The organism is Rhizobium sp. P40RR-XXII, from assembly GCF_012641405.1.
Taxonomy (GTDB): Bacteria; Pseudomonadota; Alphaproteobacteria; order Rhizobiales; family Rhizobiaceae; genus Rhizobium.
Window position 1 is genome coordinate 203,192 of the sequence record NZ_JABAII010000004.1, and the last position, 17,150, is coordinate 220,341.

Consider the following 17,150-nt stretch of genomic DNA (forward strand, 5'->3'; position numbering starts at 1 on the left):
ACTCTGTTTCACGGATCGCAGATCGCGATCTTCAAACCGTCAGCCCCCTGATCCGCCCCCTGAGTTTGTCGAAGGGTGGGCCACCTTCTCCCCGAGGGAAGAAGGAATGTGCGGCCCCGATGTGCCTCCAATGCGATTGCCATGCCGCTAGCGCGGAGAGGAACTTATAAAGCTAAAGGGCTCCCGCGTTATCACGGCAGCCCTTTGATTCAATCGAGAGTGGATGGATCGTTCGTCAGTGCGTAGGCCCGGCATCCGTCGCTGGAGTGTCCGATGCTGTCGATACGACCTTCCCCTTGAAGATGCGGCGCACCGAGACGAAGAGCAGCGGGATGAAGAAGATGCCGAGCACCGTTGCAGAGATCATGCCGCCCATCACGCCGATGCCGATCGAGTTCTGGCTGCCTGAGCCGGCACCGTTGGCGATCGCCAGCGGCATGACGCCGAGGATGAAGGCGAGCGAGGTCATCAGGATCGGTCGCAGGCGCTGGCGGGATGCCACCAATGTCGCGTCGATCAGGTTCTTGCCCTGATTTTGCTGCTCGATGGCGAATTCGACGATCAGGATGGCGTTCTTGGCGGCCAGTCCGATGGTCGTCAGCAGACCGACCTTGAAGTAGACATCGTTCGACTGGCCGAACAGGGTTGCGGCCAGCAAAGCGCCGAAGATGCCGATCGGCACCGACAGCATGACGGCAAGCGGGATCGACCAGCTCTCGTAGAGGGCAGCAAGCGCCAGGAAGACGACCAGGATGGAGATGGCATAGAGCTGGCTTGCCTGGTTGCCTGACAGTTTTTCCTGAGCGGACAGGCTGGTCCATTCGTGGCTGAAGCCCGGCGGTAGGCCCGCCATGATCTTGTCGATCTCGTTCATGGCATCGCCCGAGGAGACGCCCGGCGCGGCCGAACCCTGGATTTCGACGGCGGACGAGCCGTTATAGCGTTCGAGGCGCGGCGAACCGTAGTTCCATTCGCCGTTCGAGAAGGCCGAGAACGGCACCATGTCGCCACCGGAGTTGCGCACGTACCAGCGGCCGAAATCCTCCGGCTGCATGCGGAAATTCTTGTCCGCCTGCACGTAAACCTTCTTCACGCGACCGCGATCGATGAAGTCGTTAACGTATGTGCCGCCCCAGGCCGTCGACAAGGTCGTGTCGATGTCGGAAAGGGCGATATTCAATGCACTCGCTTTTTCTTGGTCGATGTTCAAGGAATATTGCGGCGTGTCTTCCTGGCCGTTCGGACGGGTGCCGAACAGCTTCGGGTTCTTTGCCGCGGCGCCAAGCAGTTGGTTGCGGGCCTGGATCAATGCGGCATGGCCGGCGCCGTTGATATCCTTGATGAAGAAGTCAAAGCCGCTCGAACTGCCGAAGCCGGGGATCGCCGGAGGCGCCAGCGCGAAGACGCTGCCGTCCTTGATCTTCGAGAAGGCACCCATGGCGCGACCGGCAATTGCCTGCGCTTTCGATTGCGGCGTCTTGCGCTGGTCGAAGTCCTTCAGCCTGACGAAGACGATACCGACATTCTGGCCCTGACCGCTGAAGCCGAAACCGGCAACCGCGAACGCGCCTTCCACATAATCCTTCTCGTTGTTGAGATAGTAGTCCTTCACCCGGTTGAGCACGGTCCAGGTACGGGAGTCCGTCGCACCCGGAGGGAGCTGGATCGCGGTCAACAGGATACCCTGGTCCTCTTCCGGCAGGAAGGAACTCGGCAGGCGGTTGAAGAGATAGCCGACACCGACGCCGATCAGGACGAACACCAGCAGGAAAACCATGGTGAGACGTATCATGCCGTGGACGCTGCGCTGATAGCGATGCGTCGCCCGTTCGAAGTTGCGGTTGAACCAGCCGAAAACACCCTTTTCCTTCGATCCGTGTTCGGGGTTTTTCAGAATGGTCGCGCAAAGAGCCGGCGTCAGGATCAAGGCAACGATGACCGAGAGGACCATCGCCGAGACGATCGTCACAGAGAACTGGCGATAGATGACGCCGACCGAACCGGAGAAGAAGGCCATCGGAATGAACACGGCCGACAGGACCGTCGCGATGCCGATCAGCGCGCCGGTGATTTCCTGCATCGACTTGATCGTCGCCTCGCGCGGCGACAATCCCTCTTCCTCCATCACGCGCTCGACGTTTTCGACGACGACGATGGCATCGTCGACCAAAAGGCCGATGGCGAGCACCATGCCGAACATGGTGAGCGTATTGATCGAATAGCCGAACAGGGAGAGCACGCCGAAAGTGCCAAGCAGGACGACGGGGACGGCGAGCGTCGGGATCAGCGTGGCGCGGATGTTCTGCAGGAAGACGAACATGACGATGAAGACGAGCACGATGGCTTCGAACAGCGTCTTGACCACGTCCTCGATCGACAGCTTCACGAACGGCGTCGTGTCGTAGGGATAGACCACCTCGACATTCGGTGGCAGGGTCTGGCTCAGATTGTTGATGGTGGTCCGCACCGCTTCCGCCGTGTTGATGGCATTGGCGCCCGAGGCGAGCATGACGGCAAGACCGGCCGAAGGATGACCGTTGTAAGTGCTCGACGTCGTGTAGCTTTCTGCCCCGAGCTCGACGGTGGCGACATCGTTGAGCCGTACCAGCGAGCCATTGGACTGGCTCTTCAGGATGATGTTTTCGAATTGCTCAGGTGTCTGCAGGCGGCTTTTGGCCGTCACCGTCGCGTTGAGCTGCTGACCCTTGCGCTGGGGCAGAGCGCCGAGCTGACCGGCGGAAACCTGCGAATTCTGTGCCTGGATCGCGGTCGTGACATCGCTCACCATCAGCTGGTACTTGGCGAGTTTGTCCGGATCCACCCAGATGCGCATGGCATAGCCGGAACCGAAGATCTGCGTATTGCCGACGCCTTCGATACGCTTCAGCGTATCGTTGAGCGTGCTCGAAACATAGTCGGCAAGGTCGTTCGAGTTGAGTTTGCCATCCGTCGATACGAAGCCGACGACCATCAGGAAGTTCGACGTCGACTTGGAAACGACGATACCGCTGGTCTGGACTGTTGTCGGCAATTGCGCGGTGACGAGCTGCAGCTTGTTCTGCACCTGCATCTGCGCGACGTCGGAATCCGCCTTGTTGTTGAAGGTCAGCGAGATCGAGGCCTGGCCCGTGGAGGTCGAGGTCGACGTCATGTAATCGAGGTTGTCGATACCCGTCATGCCCTGTTCGATGACCTTGGTCACCGAGTTTTCGACGGTTGCGGCATCTGCACCGGAATAGCTGGCCGAGATGCTGACCGTGGTCGGTGCGATCTGCGGATATTGCGAGATCGACAGCGTGAGGATCGAAAGCGCACCCGCCAGCATGATGACGATGGCGATAACCCAGGCAAAGATCGGCCGGTCAATGAAGAAACGAGACATTAAACCACCTCACTTCTGAGCGCCGGAGGCGGCTTTGGTATCTGTCTTTTCCAATTCGGCTTGCTCCGTAGACTTGCCGTCGGCGGCAGCCTGCTTCACCTCGCCGGTGGCATCGTCGATCGTCACCGGAGAAACAGTGACTTCCTGCCCGTCGCGGACGCGCTGGATGCCTTCGACGATGACGCGATCACCATCCTTGACGCCTTCGGCGATGAGCCAGCTGTTGCCGATGCTGCGCTGAACTTTCAGCACCCGCTGCTGCACCTTGCCGTCGGTGGTCACGAACATGGCGATCGGTTCGCCCTTCGTGTTGCGCGTCACGGCGCGCTGTGGCACCAGGAAGCTGTTTTCGGCAATGCCTTCCTGAATAGTTGCACGCACATACATGCCGGGCAACAGAACACGATCGGAATTGGGGAAGACGGCGCGCACCGTGATGGTGCCGACGGTTTCAGCGACGGAGGATTCCGCAAATTCCAGCTTGCCGGTTTCCTTGTACTGGCTGCCGTCTTCGAGCGTCAGATGCACGGAGACATTGTCGCCGCTGGTCTTCAGCCGACCGTCGGCAACGGCACGACGGAATTCGAGCAGGTTGGTGCTCGACTGCGTGACGTCGACATTGATCGGATCGAGCTGACGAATGGTGGTCAGTGCTGTCGTTTGTTCGGCGGTGACGAGGGCGCCGACGGTAACCGCCGAAGCGTCGACGCGGCCGCCGATCGGCGCGCGCATCTTGGTATAGTCGAGATTGATGCGCGCTGTTTCAAGGGCCGCTTTTGCGGACGCCACGTCGGCGGTCGCCTGAGCCAAAGTGGAAAGTGCGTCATCCAGATTTTGCTTGCTGACCGCATCCTGCGCCGTCAGGCTCTTATAGCGATCTACTTTCGACTGTGCGCTCGGAACGGCCCCTTCCGCCTTCTGCAGGGCTGCGGTGGCGCTGTCATAGGATGCCTGATAGGAGGCAGGATCGATTTCATAGAGCACATCGCCCGCTTTGACCTCGCTGCCTTCCTTGAAATTGCGGCTGCGAATAATGCCGCCGACCTGCGGCCGCACTTCAGCAACGAGATAGGCGCTGGTGCGGCCCGGCAGTTCCGCGGTGATCGCGACGGATTGCGGATGCAGCGACATCGCGCTGACTTCCGTCTTGACGGCCGGCGCATTGTTCTGGGCGGTATTCTGCTGGTTGCAGCCGGCCAGCAACATCGCGAGTGCAATCCCCGCGACGGTTATCGACGCGCGGCCGGCCGAAAAGCGGTTGGATACTATCGTATATGTGGGCGCAGAAGTGGGGATGGCGAGCTTTCGCACGTTGCTATTTCCTGTTGCCTTATTTACAGTACCAAGTCGTACAGAAAATATTTATACTGCTTCAAATGTCAATCGCATTCGGCTGTTGGGGTCAAGACGGAAGTGCTGACAAAAGAACGAGCAGGCAGGGCTGATCAGGCCGCCAAGCGACGGCCGCGAGGACGCCCCAAAACCGCGAATGACGCCGCGCGCCGCGCGGAGATCGTCAGTGTGGCACGCACCACTTTCTATGAACTTGGCTACGGCGGTACGACGATGGATCTCGTTGCCGCCCGATGCCGGATTTCAAAGCAGACCCTCTACAAGTTGTTTCCGAGCAAGGCTGATTTGTTCACGGCGATCATTGCTGAGCATCGCTCGTCCATGCTGGCCCTCCCGCGCGATCCTGACGAGAATCTACCCCTTGCCGAGGCGCTTGAGCAGATCTTCATGATCAATATGGATGAAGCCCAGGAGCGCGAACGCGAGGCTTTTATCCATCTCTCGATCAGCGAATCGCAGCAATTTCCGGAGGTGGCAACATTGATGCACACCTATGGCGCAAAGCAATCGCAACAGATGCTTGCCGACTGGCTAAGCCAGCAGCAAAGACGTGGCCTGATCGAGATTGCCGATGTTGCTAGCGGGGCGCGCATGCTGATGACCGTGATCTTCGGTGCCATGATTTCCAAACCGGGTCGTCCGAGCGACTGGCCGGACCGTGAAACACGGCTGCGCCATCTGCGCCAATGCATCTCGATTTTTGTCGCGGGCGTGCAGCCGCGCAAGGATGCTCGTTAGCCTGCTTGTCCGGCCACCTTCCTGCGCAAAACGACAATGCCGATATGGTCCGTCGAACCATATCGGCATCGTTCGGGATCCCGACAGAAGCCGGAATCGATTAGCTCAGTGTGCCACCACGTTTGCTACTTCCGTACCCTCGTCGAAAAAGAGATTCCGCAGGCCATTTGCATACATTTCCTGCAGCACGGCCCCAAGCGCCAGATCCAGACACCAGACCGGGAATTCCGCATTCAGGTTCTTGGCGCTCTGCCGCGCATAGGTAATGAGCCGAGCGATTGACGCCAGTTCCTTGAGCGAATCTGGATCCTGGTGTGTTGCTCCGATCGGAAGTGCCGCTGTCATTTCATGCCCTCTATTGCCCCCGTTCCCGGCAGACGAATCGTGTCTGGCTCAGGAACATGAGCAAACCGTAACGGATGTTTTACAGCTTGGCGCGTGACATGCAGCGTGACACGAGGCTTGACTGCGGCAGAATCTTGCCTTTGCAACTTCAGGACGCGAAACGGCTTGAAATGCGATCGGTGAAAGGGTGGGCAAGCAATATCCCCGCGCTGGATGCCCGGCCCGACCTCGGCCCATGCTGCCGTCCACAGGTCGGTTCGGCATTATCGGGTGAGGATGTCGGGCCTTGCGGCATGTTTCGGGCTAGCGCCAGCACTATGCCGTCAGCCCGATTTCCGGGAGGCTACAGGTCAGTTGCGAAGGCTTGCCGACACGTTCGTTGTCTGCGGTACATGGTCCGGCAGGGAATCGGACGCATTCGCGAGCGACTTCACCAACGTCAGCACGGACTGGCGAACGCCGGGATCGTTGATCTTCATGAACGCCTTGTTGAGATTCAGGCCCTCTTTCGAGGTCAGGAAATCCGATAGATCCTCGAGGCCGTTGAATGCGCCGAGGCCGTCCGTGTTCAGCGGCTGCGTATTGTCCTGCTGGAAGAAGAAGGCGACCGGCACAGCCAGCACGCCAGCTATCGCCTGCAGCCGGCTGGCACCGATGCGATTGGTGCCTTTTTCGTATTTCTGTACCTGTTGAAAGGTGACGCCAATCTGCTCAGCGAGTCGCTCCTGACTCATGCCGAGCATAAGTCGGCGCGTGCGCACACGAGAGCCAACATAGGCATCGATCGGGTTAGGTACTTTTGCACTCACTGCGCAATCTCCTTATCAAATAGGGGACCTGGCGGACATGGCCCCGCTCCCGAGACTCGGGAGTCAAGTTCGCGAGCTCTATCTGCCCGCAAAATGTGCGTTAAATATGAGTAGAATTCAACCAAGAGTCATTTTCTGTAATATATTGTAATCCCACTGTTACATGACCACAGAAAAAACCGATGCGCGTCAATGCAGATCAACGTGTTAATGCGGATTGAAAACGGAAGACGATTTGCAGTTGCGGACCGGGCAAAGCGGATTGTCTTTCGCGGGAATGTAGGCGCGCGCTGCATAATCGCCCAAACCACATTGGCCGTCATCGGCGACATATCGGTCATACAGCACGATACGTCCGCCTCGCGAAGGATAGCGAAATATTGCGGCGCGCTCGCCGGCGATCAGCTGCTGCACGGACGTGCAAGTTTTGCTCGACGATTCGTAGCGCGAGATGGCCGAAGCGGGTCCGGCCATCGAGATGGTCGCCAGAACTAAGGCTGTGGCAATGATCCTCATGGATGGTCCCCCGGTGACAGCGCTCAATCCAAAATAGTGGCGCTACGGGAAATGCCAAGATGCGGCGACGCTTCTCGTTGTAGGATGATCCGGCTTCCCATCCGCAAATGCTCCTCCTTGCGATTTGTGGACCGGGAAGGAAGCTGCTTTCAGCTCAATGAAAGGTTGGATGTGCATGTCTTTCCCGCTTCAAGAGGAAGCGCGTGCCGTGCTGTCATCAATCGGCGCGATACATAATGGAGAGGAGGACTTCATGCGTGCATCGAGCATTCTAAGATATTCGACGGCCTTGTCCCTTGCGATGGCTGCAGCCGCGTTTGCGGCAACGGCCGCACAAGCAGCAGGCAAGATATCGATCATGGTGGGCGGTTACGAAAAGCAAATCTACCTGCCGGCCAAGCTTGCGGAAGGGCTCGGGTATTTCAAGGACGAGGGTCTCAACGTCGAACTTCTCAACGAGCCTGCGGGGGTCGATGCGGAGAACGAAATGCTCGCCGGCGCCGTTCAGGGCGTCGTCGGCTTTTACGATCACTGCATCGACCTGCAGGGCAAAGGCAAGTTCGTCGAATCCGTCGTGCAATTCAGCCAGGCGCCGGGCGAGGTCGAGCTGGTGTCCTCCAAGCACCCGGAAATCAAATCCCCGGCTGATTTCAAGGGCAAGAACCTCGGCGTCACCGGCCTCGGTTCCTCGACCAATTTCCTGACGCAGTATCTGGCCGTCAAGAGCGGCCTGAAGCTCGGGGAATTCACGTCCGTTCCTGTCGGCGCCGGCCAGACCTTCATCGCCGCCATGCAGCAGGACGCCATCCAGGCCGGCATGACGACGGAGCCGACAATCTCGCGAATGGTGAAGACGGGCGAAGCCAACGTTCTCATTGACATGCGCACGATGGCGGGCACGAAGGCCGTCCTTGGTGGCACTTATCCGGCCGCGTCGCTTTATATGAGTGCCGACTGGGTCGATGCCCACAAGGAGGAGGTCCAGAAGCTCGCGAACGCCTTCGTCAAGACGCTGCATTTCATCAACACCCATTCGGCCGCCGAGATCGCCGACAAGATGCCGAAAGATTTCTATGTCGGCGACAAGGAAGGCTATGTGAAGGCGCTCGAAAACGGCAAGGCCATGTTCACGCCTGACGGTGTTATGCCGGAAGATGGCCCGAAAACCGTTCTCGCCGTTCTCTCCGAGTTTTCCAAGAACGTCCAGGGCAAGTCGATCGACCTGTCGAAGACCTATACGACTGAGTTCGTGAAGAACGCCAAATAGCGTGCAGTATCGTTCCCGGCATTGACCGGGCACTTCGGGTTTCACTTCCGATCCCGAAGTAGAAGAGAAGTGCCGGCGGCCATATTGGTGCTGCCGGCACCGATAAAATAAAATTGCAATGTCGCCTTACGGAAATCGCGCACTGAAAGCTGGCTGAAAGGTTGCCCACGCTAGATTTGCTGAGCTTCGTGGAGGAAGCGCCTTTCTAAAGCGTCATGTGGCGCAAGAAATAAAACAGGAGGAGACATTAATGCGTCCATCGCGCGCGTTTTTTCATACCGTAGCCCTTTCCCTCGTCATGACCGCTGCTTCGCTTGCAGCCACGGCAGCCAATGCCGCTGACAAGATTTCCATCATGGTGGGCGGCTACGAAAAGCAGATCTATCTGCCGGCCAAGCTCGCCGAATCCCTCGGATACTTCAAGGACGAAGGCCTCGACGTCGAGCTTCTCAACGAATCCGCCGGTGTCGACGCCGAAAACCAGCTGCTGGCAGGCGCCGTTCAGGGCGTCGTCGGCTTCTACGATCACTGCGTCGACCTGCAGGCCAAGGGCAAGTTCATTAAGTCGGTCGTGCAGTTCAGCCAGGCGCCCGGCGAAGTCGAGCTGGTCTCGGCCAAGTATCCTGATATCAAGTCCTTCGCCGATCTCAAGGGCAAGCGTGCCGGCGTCACCGGCCTCGGTTCCTCCACCAACTTCCTGACGCTCTACATGGCATCGAAGGCTGGGCTCTCGCCTGCCGACGTCACGCCGGTTCCGGTCGGCGCCGGCCAGACCTTCATCGCCGCCATGCAGCAGGACGCTATCCAGGTGGGCATGACCACCGAACCGACGATCTCGCGCCTGCTGAAGACGGGCGAAGCCAAGATCCTTGTCGATCTGCGCACGCTGAAGGGCACAGAGGAAGCGCTCGGCGGCACCTATCCGGCCGCTTCGCTCTACATGGATGCCGCATGGGTCGACGCCCATAAGGAAGAAGTGCAGAAGCTTGCAAACGCCTTCGTCAAGACGCTGCGCTTCATCAACACCCATTCCGGCGCCGAGATCGCCGACAAGATGCCGAAGGACTTCTACGTCGGCGACAAGGACGGCTACATCAAGGCTCTCGACGCGGGCAAGGAAATGTTCACGGCCGACGGCGTGATGCCGGAAGATGGCCCGAAGACCGTTCTCGCCGTGCTCTCGCAGTTCTCTAAGAACGTCAAGGGCAAGACCATCGACCTGTCGAAGACCTACACGACGGAGTTCGTCAAGAACGTCAAGTAAGCAGTCATAACGCCGCTTCCGGCCGGTTCCGGAAGCGGCAGTTCAAGAGACTTTGCAGTTCACTGGGCTTTGCGTGCACGCCCTGAAGGCACGCGTCAGGATCAGCACCATGCAACAGGATGAACGCCGCACTCCGGCGATCGAGCTCATCAATGTCAGCCGCCGTTTCGTATCGCCGACAGGCAAATCGCTGACCGCACTGCGCGATTTCAACATGACCGTCGAGCGCGGCGAATTCGTCGCCGTTGTCGGACCGACGGGCTGCGGCAAATCGACGACGCTCAACCTGGTCACCGGCCTTGCCAAGCCCAGCGCCGGCGAAGTCCGTCTGATGGGCGGCCCGGTCAACGGCATCGACCCGCGCGTCGGCTTCGTCTTCCAGACGGATGCGCTCTTCCCCTGGAAGAATGTCATCGAAAACGTCATGTCCGGCCCGCTGTTCCGCGGCAAGTCGAACGCCGAGGCTGAAAAGATCGCCAAGGACTGGCTTGCCCGCGTCGGCCTTTCGAAGTTCCTGCATCACTATCCGCATCAGCTCTCGGGTGGCATGCGCAAGCGCGTCTCGCTGGCGCAAACCTTCATCAACGAGCCGGAAATCCTCTTGATGGACGAACCGTTCTCGGCCCTCGACGTGCAGACCCGCACGGTCATGCATGAAGAGCTGCTGAAGCTCTGGGCTGAACGCCAGGCGTCCGTCGTCTTCGTGACGCACGATCTCGAAGAAGCCGTCGCCCTTGCCGACAAGGTCTATGTTCTCACCGCCGGCCCGGCCACGGTGAAATCGGTCTATACCATCGACCTGCCGCGCCCGCGCGTCGTCTCGGAAATCCGTTACGAGCAGAATTTCATCGATTATTGCAAGACGATCTGGGACGACCTGCGCGAAGAGGTCGAAACCAGCTATCGCCGTGCCGCGGAAGCGGCATAAGGGAGGATTGATCATGGCAAACACAGCTCTCGAAGCAGGCAATGCCCCGATTTTCCGTGCCGGCACCTCGGACGCGGAAATCGAAGCCGCAGCGCTGAAGGCGCTTACCCGCCGCAAGTACGTCGTCGTGGCCTGGCAGATCGGCATTCTCCTTGCCATTCTCGGCCTCTGGCAGCTCGCCTCCGACCTGCACTGGATCGATCCGTTCTTTTATTCGAGCCCCTACGGCATTGCGCTGCGCCTGTGGGACTGGATCACCGAGGGCACCGAGAGCGGCTCGCTCTGGTATCATCTCGGCGTCACCATGGAAGAAGCGCTGATCGGCTTCGTCATCGGCTCGGTGACCGGCGTTCTTGTCGGCGTCGCCCTCGGCCGCAACAAGCTCGCCTCCGATATCCTGTCGATCTACATCAAGGCGATCAACTCGATCCCGCGCGTCGTTCTCGCGCCGATCTTCGTAATGATCATGGGTCTCGGCCTCGCCTCCAAGGTCGCGCTCGCCTTCATCATGGTGTTCTTCGTCGTGTTCGCCAATGCCTTCCAGGGCGTTCGCGAAGCCGACCGGAACATGATCGCCAATGCCCGTATTCTCGGCGCTTCCAATTGGAAGGTGACCCGGAACGTCATCCTGCCGTCGGCGATGAGCTGGATTTTTGCAAGCCTGCACATCTCCTTCTCCTTCGCCATCATCGGCGCCATCGTCGGCGAATTCGTCGGATCGCTGGCTGGTATCGGCTACCTGATCTCGATCGCCAAGGGCACCTATGACGCAGCCGGCCTCTATGCCGCGATCATCCTGGTGATGCTGGTGACGCTCGGCGCCGAATACGTGATGACGCTCATAGAGAACCGCATCACCCGCTGGCGCCCGCAGCAGAGCCTCGATACGCATTAAGCGTTGGTTTTCTGGTACCTCCCAAGGCCAGGGGCCGGGCATTTTGCCCGGCCCTTTTGTTTTACGGATGCAGGAAGTCCCCACTCCCCGCACGCGGAGAGAGGGGACTATCTCGCAACAACTGCACTCTCCATCTTCAAACAGCCGGCAGCCGCACGCTGACCAGCAGTCCGCCGCCCGCCGCCTCGCCCAGCGTGACCGAGCCGCCGGCGCCGTCGACGACTTCGCGGACGATGGCGAGCCCCAGGCCGCTGCCCTCCGACTCTGTCCCCATGACACGATAGAAGCGTTCGAAGACCTGGGCGCGTTCCGCTTCGGGAATGCCCGGGCCGTTGTCTTCGACCCATAAAAGGGCCGTATCGTCGTCCCGGCCGACGCCGACCGTCACTCGGCCGCCCGCCTGCGTGTAGCGCAGAGCATTGTCGACGAGATTGACCAGCATCTCGCGCAGCATGGTGCCGTCGCCTTCGACATGCACCGGCGTTTCGTCCGCTTCCAGCCCAAGGTCGATATTGCGGCGCAAGGCTTCCTCGGCGAGCGTTTCCAGGACCCGCCGGGCGGTTTCCGCCAGATCGATCGTATCGCTTCGTGGCCGGCGGCTGCCGGGCTCGGCGCGCGAAAGCGTCAGGAGCTGGCTCGCAAGACGCGTCACCTGCCGCGTGCTCGAGCGCAATGCGGTCAGCGCCTCGTCGCGCTTGCCGTTGTCGGCTTCGCGTGCGGCCACGCTCGCCTGTGTCGAAATCAGTGCAAGCGGCGTGCGCAACTGATGGGCGGCATTCGAGACGAAGCGTCGTTGCGCCGCCATCTGGTTCTGCACGCGCTCCATGTGATCGTTCAGCGCATGGACGAGTGGCCTAAGCTCGTTCTGCACCATGTGGGGATCCAGCGGATCCAGGCGCTGTCGGCCGCGCTCGCGCACGGCATCGCGCAGCCTCAGCACAGGGGCGAGGCCACGCTGCAGGCCGATGATGGTCACCACGCCGGCAAGGAGGACAAGGGCGAGCTGCTTGGTGAAGTCCGAGAGCCAAAGCCTGCGGCGCATGGCGTATTGGCTGTTGTGCGTGACGGCGACGGTTACCGAGATCGTGCTGTCCTGATCGAGGCCGACCACCGGATGGCTCAGCATGAGCACGCGGACGCCGTCGGTCCGGAAGGTCCTGTCTTCTCCGATCAGATCCCGCTTCGGCCGCGGCAGATCGGGGAAGCCGGCGACGAGATTTCCCCATGCGGTCACGACCTGGTAGAAGACGCGGTCGCCATAGCCGGTATCGAACATTTCCAGGGCGGCCGGCGGAATGTCGATCTGAACCGTGCCGCTGGCGTCGACATGCACGGCCTCCGCGATCACGCGGGCGGAGGCGAGCAGCGTGCGATCGGTGACGAGATTGGCCGTCGCATCGGCCGAGCGAAAGCTGAGATAAAGATTGATGCAGATCGCGCCGATCAGCGTCAGCACCACCCAGGCGAACAATTGCGCCCGAAGGCTGGTCGTCAGCGCGCCGGCGACGCGACCCAACACCCCTTCGGACGGGGAGGCTTCATCACTGCGCATGGCGAAGGAGATAGCCCAGGCCGCGCAGCGTGGCGATCTGTACCGTGCTGCCTTCGAGTTTCTTGCGCACGCGATGCACATAGATTTCGATGGCACTGGTATCGGCGAGATCGTCGAAGCCGAAGACGCTTTCCGACAGCGTCGTCTTGGTGACGGTCGTACCCGCCTTCATGATGAGATGTTCGAGCACGGCGTGTTCGCGGGGCGTCAGCGCCAGGGATTCTCCGGCCAGATAGAACTGCCGCGTTCCGCCGTCGAACAGCAGGTCGCCGACTGCGATCTCGGGGGCGGCACGGTCATGGCCGCGGCGCACGGCGGCGCGGATACGCGCCTCGAGTTCGGCAATCTCGAAGGGTTTGGCGAGATAGTCGTCAGCGCCGCTGTCGAGCCCGGCAACCCGTCCGTCGAGGCTGGCATTGGCCGTCAAAATGATGACAGGCACCTTGTTGCCGCCCTGGCGCAGATGTTTCAGCAGCGTCAAGCCATCCATCTTCGGCAGTGACAGATCCAAAATGACGACGGCGTAGCCCGCAACCTTCAGCATATGTTCGGCGTCCTCGCCGTCATAGGCGATGTCGACGGCATATTGCGCCTGACGCAGCGCCTTGCCGAGCCAGGACGCCAGTTCGCGGTTGTCTTCGACGATCAGGAGCCTCATGAAGCGACTATACAGCAAGTATCGGACAGGGCGAACATTTCCGGCAGCTTTCCAGTCAGGGCGTCATCGATTGGCGAGCCTCAGACCCATCTCCCTGACCTCTCTCAGATAGACCTTGCGGGCATAGGGGGGAGTCAGGTTGTGGTCCGCCTCGGGAATGATGATCAGGCGTATGTCCGGGAAGTATTTCAAGCCGGCGCCGTTCTCGCCGAACTGATCATGCAGATGATCGAGGCCGATATCATGGGCGCTGTAAATCAGCGACATGTCGACGCCGCGCTTGGCGAGTGCGCGGAAACCGCCGAGCACAGGTCCTTGCGCGGCGGCGAACAAGGGAAGGGCGCCGAGCAGCTGGCGGCTCGCGCGCACCATGCGCCGGCCGATGCCCGTCGCCATGTTGAGGACGGCGCTTTTCGCGTCGATCTGGCCGTCGAGGAGCCGCTTCAGCGTCTCCATCTGCAGGAGCTTTCGGCCATAGGTTTCCAGCGATCGGGGCGCAAAGCGCAGTGACTCATCGACCGATCGGCTCTCATCCCAATGGAAGCTGTAGGGGTTGACGGTGATCAGGCCCCGGCACCGCGCATCGCGCACGGCCACCTGGAATGCGAGGTAGCCGCCGCTGCAACGTCCCACGGCATAGGCCGGCAGTAGATTTCGCTGCTCCAGAAGGTCCAGCGCCTCTTCGACATCCCGGTGCTGTTCGCGAGAATAGAGCACCTGCTCGGGAGCGCCGGAAAGCGGTGGGCTGTCACCGACGTTGGCCGTATCGAAACGCAGCGATGCGATGCCGTCGCGAGCGAGCGCACGCGCCATGGTGACCGACATCCGGCCCCAGCCGGCATGTCTGTCATAGGCTGTTGTCAGCAGCAGCGCGGTTGCCCCGGTGCGGGCACCCTCGGGTTCACAGAGAACGCCGAACAAGCGGTTTCCAGCGCCAAACCGCAGCGGCAACTCGCTAAAGCCGTCGCCGGAGAGGGGTTCCGCAACAGGCGGGGTAAGCCCCGCTGATGCTACCGTGCCGGGCTGGATGGCGATTGACTGCACCCAGGCGACGATTTTTCGGCCGGCTGCGGCTGGCATGACGGCGATGGTGGGGTTCGATACAAGATCGTCATAGCCGTCATAGGCGGACTGCTCGACATGCGGGACGAGCGTTTCGAGATGACGCGCGAAGTCCGCATCTCCCGGGCGGCCGGGCCGCGTCAGCACAAGGCAGTTCGCAGCGCCGAGCCGGTCGCGCGTCATCAGGTTCAGCTTCTTGACCGCATCGGCGGCGCGATCCGGCATGCGCAGGCTGGCGACGGTGACGCCTTCCGTCTGGCGCTGCGCCTCGGGCAGCCCCATGCTTTCATCGATCATCTTCGACCAGACGGTCAGTTCGCGCAGGTAGGCCCGGCCGGAGATGACGGGCGCAAGAAAGGCGATGCCGTCGATGTCGGGCAGCCGTTCGGCGAGCGTGGCAGCGATCGTGCCGCCGAGACCCTGGCTGACGAGGATCAGGCGCTCGCAGCCGGAAAGCCTCTTGAGCTCGGCAGCGGCGGCAAATGCGGTCTCCTGCCATGGTGTCAGGCCATCGCCTTCGTCCGCGATATCAAGCGCATCGCCGGTGCCGGCATAGTCGAAACGGAGGCTTGGTATGCCGATATCGGCAAGATCCTCAGCCAAGATCCGCCAGAACTTGCGGACGCACATTTCCTCGAAACCCCACGGGCTGAGAAACAGCACCGCAATATTGCGCGAGGATACCTCAGCCGATGTAAACAGGCCGACCGTGCCGGCGAAGGTTACCGGCATCGCCGCCGATCTTATCTGTTTGCCTTCGTTCCGTTCTTCTTCGGCGGCTCCCCAACCAGCCATGATAGTCTCCTCACATTCGGCGTGGCGCCAGTAGAGCCAGAGCCTGAGTGGCAATCGGATTGATACGTGCGGGCAGCCGCGCCGCGATCTTCTGCAACACCTCGATATCCTCGGCTGGAACGGCTTTCAGCAGTCTGAGCGCGACGCCGTAGGCCAGGGCGCCGGCAATGATGGCGCTTACGAGGCCGGCGACGCCGTTCAATGCCTGAACGAAACCATAGGCTGTAATCGCGCAGAGAATGGCGGCAACCGTAACTTTTGCAAGGTTGATGAGCATGCCCCGCGTCGAGCCCTCGAATTCCATGCGGCGGACCATCAGAAGGCACATGGCCGTAAAAGCCAGGAAACGCACCAGTGCAGCACCTTCACCTCCGTAAAGGGGTACTGCGACCAGGCAGCCGACAACCATGATAAAGCTGGCGATGACACCGATGACGGTACGCTCGCGCGCGCGATCGAGCGAATAGAGATATTGCGTGCAGATCTGCATGAAGACGTAGGGCGCCGCGGTCAGGGACAGCAGCGCCACCATGCCGCCGCTCGGGGCGAAGGGCTGGCCGAAAATCGTCACGACAAGCTCGGGCGCGATCGCCGCAAGGCCGAAGCTCATCGGCAGCGTGATATAGGCTATGCTGCGCGCCACGCCGGCAAAGACTTCGACGGGCAGCTTGTCGGATGCGCGCGCATGCATCTGTTCGGAATAATAGGGAAGCAGGCTGCCGCTCAATTGTACGGGCAACTGCAGCGCCAGATTGGCGAGCGACAGGCCGACGGCGTAAAAGCCGACCGCTTCGATACCCCAGTAACGCTGCAGGAACAGGAGCTCGATGCGATTGAGGAAGATCGAGCTGTTGATGAGCTCGATCGAGAGAACGAGCGATGAGCTGATGAGGGCGGAAAGGCCGACGCCGCAGCTGTTTTTACGCGCGATCGCGATCCTGAGGGTTGCGATGAACATCGGCAGTTGGCCGATTGCAAAGCCGGCAAGCGCGCCGCTGACGCCGAAGAAAATGGCGCCTGCGAGCACGGTCGCGAGCTGCAGCACCGAACTTGCCACGGTGATGCGCAGGAAGGCGCCGACTTGCTGCTCGCCGATCAGATAGTTCTTGCTGTAGGCGCCGAGAGACTGAAGTACGAAGAATACGCCAGTTATGGCAATGACTTCAGACGCGTCGCCCGCCCAATGCAAACGCTCCGCATCCCAATAATAGGCGGCATAGCCGGCAAGCAGGATCACTGTTGCGAGGATCGTCGGCTGCAGGAGATAGGCGGCAAAGCCAAGTCGTTCTTCGGCCGAATAGCCGTTGCCTTTCAATTGCGGCAGGATGCGCAGCAGCGTGACGCCGGCGCCGAGCTCGGCGATGAGCGCGCCCGTCGTCGTCAGCCAGAGCGAGAAGGCGATGATGCCGTTGGCCTCGGGTCCGAGCAGGCGGGCAGCAATGATCGAACAGGCAAAACCGGTCGCGAGCAGGGTCAATCCCGCCGCCGCGTTCAACACCGAATTCGCCATTATGCCCTTGGTCATGAAGGTAGACCGCTCCTCAAATTGCCGGAATTTACCGCACATATCCGGCTCTTCGTGGGAT

14 protein-coding genes are annotated in these 17,150 nt (G+C 60.6%); 5 read left to right on the forward strand and 9 right to left on the reverse strand.

Annotated features, from left to right (window positions below):
• Positions 1-235: 235 nt before the first annotated feature.
• Together HGP16_RS09740 and HGP16_RS09745 are read right to left on the reverse strand one after the other, a co-directional pair.
• Positions 236-3,382, reverse strand: a complete 3,147-nt coding sequence (locus tag HGP16_RS09740) for an efflux RND transporter permease subunit (RefSeq protein WP_168839809.1) — start codon at positions 3,380-3,382, stop codon at positions 236-238.
• A gap of 9 nt (positions 3,383-3,391) precedes the next feature.
• Positions 3,392-4,588, reverse strand: a complete 1,197-nt coding sequence (locus HGP16_RS09745; protein ID WP_168839810.1) for an efflux RND transporter periplasmic adaptor subunit — start codon at positions 4,586-4,588, stop codon at positions 3,392-3,394.
• Between HGP16_RS09745 and HGP16_RS34385 the strand changes: the two genes are divergently transcribed.
• Entirely contained in the window at positions 4,502-5,473 is a 972-nt protein-coding gene (locus HGP16_RS34385; RefSeq protein ID WP_281408214.1) for a TetR/AcrR family transcriptional regulator, read from the forward strand. The two genes, HGP16_RS09745 and HGP16_RS34385, sit on opposite strands and share 87 nt — an antisense overlap.
• A 105-nt stretch (positions 5,474-5,578) precedes the next feature.
• Here HGP16_RS34385 and HGP16_RS09755 read toward each other — a convergent pair whose 3' ends face one another.
• From HGP16_RS09755 to HGP16_RS09765, 3 genes are all read right to left on the reverse strand, one after another.
• Positions 5,579-5,818 (reverse strand): hypothetical protein, encoded by a 240-nt coding sequence (locus HGP16_RS09755; RefSeq protein WP_168839811.1) that lies wholly within the window; start codon positions 5,816-5,818, stop codon positions 5,579-5,581.
• A gap of 350 nt (positions 5,819-6,168) precedes the next feature.
• Positions 6,169-6,627, reverse strand: coding sequence for a helix-turn-helix domain-containing protein (locus HGP16_RS09760; RefSeq protein ID WP_168839812.1), 459 nt, complete (start codon positions 6,625-6,627; stop codon positions 6,169-6,171).
• Between the two features lie 207 nt (positions 6,628-6,834).
• The gene (locus tag HGP16_RS09765) at positions 6,835-7,143 is read right to left on the reverse strand and encodes a hypothetical protein (RefSeq protein WP_168839813.1); all 309 of its coding nucleotides are present in this window, start codon (positions 7,141-7,143) and stop codon (positions 6,835-6,837) included.
• 253 nt (positions 7,144-7,396) lie between these two features.
• Between HGP16_RS09765 and HGP16_RS09770 the strand changes: the two genes are divergently transcribed.
• From HGP16_RS09770 to HGP16_RS09785, 4 genes are all read left to right on the forward strand, one after another.
• Positions 7,397-8,410: an ABC transporter substrate-binding protein gene (locus tag HGP16_RS09770; RefSeq protein ID WP_168839814.1), complete on the forward strand. Its 1,014-nt coding sequence runs from the start codon at positions 7,397-7,399 to the stop codon at positions 8,408-8,410.
• 250 nt (positions 8,411-8,660) lie between these two features.
• Complete coding sequence (locus HGP16_RS09775; protein ID WP_149636032.1) at positions 8,661-9,674, forward strand: ABC transporter substrate-binding protein; 1,014 nt, start codon at positions 8,661-8,663, stop codon at positions 9,672-9,674.
• A 109-nt stretch (positions 9,675-9,783) separates the two neighbouring features.
• Positions 9,784-10,602 (forward strand): ABC transporter ATP-binding protein, encoded by an 819-nt coding sequence (locus HGP16_RS09780; RefSeq protein WP_168839815.1) that lies wholly within the window; start codon positions 9,784-9,786, stop codon positions 10,600-10,602.
• Between the two features lie 13 nt (positions 10,603-10,615).
• Positions 10,616-11,497 (forward strand): ABC transporter permease, encoded by an 882-nt coding sequence (locus HGP16_RS09785; protein ID WP_168839816.1) that lies wholly within the window; start codon positions 10,616-10,618, stop codon positions 11,495-11,497.
• Between the two features lie 136 nt (positions 11,498-11,633).
• On the opposite strand, the gene HGP16_RS09790 is transcribed toward HGP16_RS09785, so the two are convergent.
• From HGP16_RS09790 to HGP16_RS09805, 4 genes are all read right to left on the reverse strand, one after another.
• Positions 11,634-13,049 carry a sensor histidine kinase gene (locus HGP16_RS09790; protein ID WP_168839817.1) on the reverse strand — a complete coding sequence of 472 codons (1,416 nt, stop codon included), beginning with the start codon at positions 13,047-13,049 and terminating at the stop codon, positions 11,634-11,636.
• Positions 13,039-13,707 (reverse strand): response regulator, encoded by a 669-nt coding sequence (locus HGP16_RS09795; RefSeq protein ID WP_168839818.1) that lies wholly within the window; start codon positions 13,705-13,707, stop codon positions 13,039-13,041. Before HGP16_RS09795 ends, HGP16_RS09790 begins: the two co-directional genes overlap by 11 nt.
• A 63-nt stretch (positions 13,708-13,770) precedes the next feature.
• Entirely contained in the window at positions 13,771-15,564 is a 1,794-nt protein-coding gene (locus tag HGP16_RS09800) for an alpha/beta fold hydrolase (protein ID WP_168839819.1), read from the reverse strand.
• A gap of 10 nt (positions 15,565-15,574) precedes the next feature.
• The gene (locus HGP16_RS09805; RefSeq protein WP_168839820.1) at positions 15,575-17,089 is read right to left on the reverse strand and encodes a lipopolysaccharide biosynthesis protein; all 1,515 of its coding nucleotides are present in this window, start codon (positions 17,087-17,089) and stop codon (positions 15,575-15,577) included.
• Positions 17,090-17,150: the final 61 nt, after the last annotated feature.